The sequence below is a fragment of the Salinicola socius genome (assembly GCF_001937195.1).
Taxonomy (GTDB): domain Bacteria; phylum Pseudomonadota; class Gammaproteobacteria; order Pseudomonadales; family Halomonadaceae; genus Salinicola; species Salinicola socius.
The window spans coordinates 1-1,079 of sequence record NZ_MSDO01000069.1 but is presented as its reverse complement, the minus strand read 5'-3'; the positions used below and the strand labels follow the sequence as shown (position 1 = coordinate 1,079).

General features: G+C 65.9%; 1 protein-coding gene. It reads left to right on the top strand.

Features of this window, described 5'->3' with window-relative positions:
• Positions 1 to 1,079 (top strand): Ig-like domain-containing protein (locus BTW07_RS18775; protein ID WP_244158466.1); only part of this gene is annotated, 1,079 nt, incomplete at both ends.

The window sequence follows — 1,079 nt, the reverse complement described above, 5'->3', positions numbered from 1 at the left end:
GACACTGACCGGCACCGCCGAAGCCAATGCCACGGTGGCGATCCTCGCCAACGGTACCCAGATCGGCACTGCCGATGCCGACGACGATGGCAACTGGTCATTCACCATCGGCGACGCGAACGCCCTGCCCGATGGCGAGGTGAACTTCACCGCCACCGCCACCGATGCCGCTGGCAACGTCTCCCCGGCCAGCCCGAGCTTCACCCTCAACGTGGATACCGTCGATCCGATGGCGCCGGCGATCGACCCGACCAACGGCGACATCATCACCGGCACCGCCGAACCCGGCAGCACGGTCACCTTGACCGATGATGCGGGCAACGCGATCGGTGACCCGGCCCTCGTCGATGGCGACGGCAACTGGAGCGTAACGCCGAGCGACCCGCTCGCCGATGGCGACACGATCAATGCCACGGCCACGGACGCGGCGGGCAATACCAGTGACCCCGCCACGGCAATCGTGGATACCGCTGCACCCAACGCCGGTGACAACGACATCGAGATCAATGATGGCGGCGACGGCTTCCTCAATGCCGACGAGGCCGGCAACGTCACCTTGAGCGGCAGCCTCGAAAGCGATGCGACCGTGAGCTCGCTGATCATCAGTGACGCCAGCGGCAATACCGTTACTGTCGATCCCGCGGATATCACCGTCGATGCGGACGGCAATCTGACGACCAATGGCGTGGATCTCTCCGGTCTCACTGATGGCGAACTGACCGCGACGCTGTCGGTCACCGATGCCGCCGGCAATACCGGCACGGTTACCGACACGAGCACGCTGGACAGCGTGGCACCGGAGGTCCCGACACCCACGCTGGCGGTGGATACCGCCACCGACGGTGACGGCATCACCCGTGACCCGATGATCAGTGTCGATGGCCTCGAAGGCGAGGCAACGTGGGAATATTCCACCGATGGTGGCGATAGCTGGACGCCCGGCACGGGTACCGCCTTCGAGCTGCCCGAAGGCGACTATGCCGCTGGCGCCGTGCAGGTGCGTCAGACCGATGCCGCCGGCAACACCAGCGGGGTGGGTAACCTCGGCGCGGTCACCATCGATGTCACCGATCCGGTGG